Genomic DNA, 1,350 nt, shown 5'->3' on the forward strand with positions numbered 1-1,350 from the left:
AATGCACTTTATCCGCTGCGGATCATCGGTCTGAACCAGGACACGCGCTCCGACGGACAGGGCATGGCAGGACTTACGTTCATGTTTAAAAATACCATTACTACAGGCATTTTTGCACCATTAACAGATTCCCTTATATGGGGATGGTATGCCTCAGCCTTGAAAGACCGTATGCAAGCTGGTGGGGACATCTACAATAATATGGCAGCGTCGGTCAGAAGCAGCCTTGTTACTGTAAGAAAAACAACCGCAAGTAATGGAAACATAATAGAACGAGACCATTTTTTGTTTCTTCCGTCTCTGAAAGAATTATTGGGAAGCAGGTACAACGAATGGAATGATTTGGACTTAGGTCAATCGGGATCAGCTGTAACACTCTTGGGAAGAGAGGGCGTGGGATCCTCAAGTAGCGATGGATATCTGTTCTTTGAAAATAGAAGAACCATAGAAGAACTTCGATCTGCTTTAAGTAGAGATAATCAGATATGGTGGACACGATCTGTTTGGTTCAAATCAGATGGAACGCTGCAGCCTGCTACCAATATCGTCATACAACCGTGGGGAGGTTGGCCTGGTGGTTATGCAGCGAACGGATCGGACGGATTAGCAGGTATATCCCCTTGTTTCTGTTTGTAGTGAGTAAGCACAAATGGAAGCGTTATCAGCTGAAAAGAATACGGGATCGACTTGGTCGATCCCGTATTTATAGTTATTCAAATTGCATTTTAAGCAGGGACGCTTAATTATAAGCAAAAACAAGGTGTGAACACATGTTGAGCATCACCTCCGGGAGCGCCCCAGAGTTCCCCTGTTTCGATTATATATCCTATTCTTAAATTGCCATCCAAGACTACCCGGTCGCGTAGCCAATTATCGCTAAGACCCAAGCTCTTCAATAAAGGCATATTACTAGCTCCGCCAGCACCTATCTTCATACCAAGGCTTTGGAAATGCAGGTACAACTCATTTCGATCCTTACCTACGCCTAATATGCCTGAACCCGTATCTCCACCGTACGCGAGAGACCAATCCCCACCTAATTCAAACATCGACAAGATGAAGCACGTATCACCTGTGGTCAATATGTTTGCTACTGTATTATTCGCGTTTAATGCACGCTTTGTAACGGCAATAGCTTTTTCTTTAACACTTGGGGCTAAAGCACCTCCCGCACTTATATTCTTGCAGATCGAACTCTCGGACCAGCCGAAATTGCCATTTTCGCCACTGGCAACATAGGTAGAACGTAGTACCGGTTTCATGAACATAAACGTCAACCCCGCCATGCCCTGTCCGTCGGAGCGCGTGTCCTGGTTTAGCCCGATGATCCGCAGCGGATAAAGTGCATTG

2 protein-coding genes are annotated in these 1,350 nt (G+C 45.7%); one reads left to right on the forward strand and one right to left on the reverse strand.

Annotated elements, in window-relative coordinates; all coding sequences use genetic code 11:
* On the forward strand, window positions 1-636 hold a 636-nt coding region (locus tag NFR19_RS08865; RefSeq protein WP_251213429.1), incomplete at its 5' end, for a hypothetical protein.
* A gap of 107 nt (window positions 637-743) precedes the next feature.
* Here NFR19_RS08865 and NFR19_RS08870 read toward each other — a convergent pair.
* Window positions 744-1,350: hypothetical protein (locus NFR19_RS08870; protein ID WP_251213430.1), on the reverse strand; the 607-nt coding region annotated here is incomplete at its 5' end.

Origin of the sequence: Adlercreutzia murintestinalis (assembly GCF_943192905.1) — a bacterium.
GTDB classification, from domain to species: Bacteria; Actinomycetota; Coriobacteriia; order Coriobacteriales; family Eggerthellaceae; genus Adlercreutzia_A; species Adlercreutzia_A murintestinalis.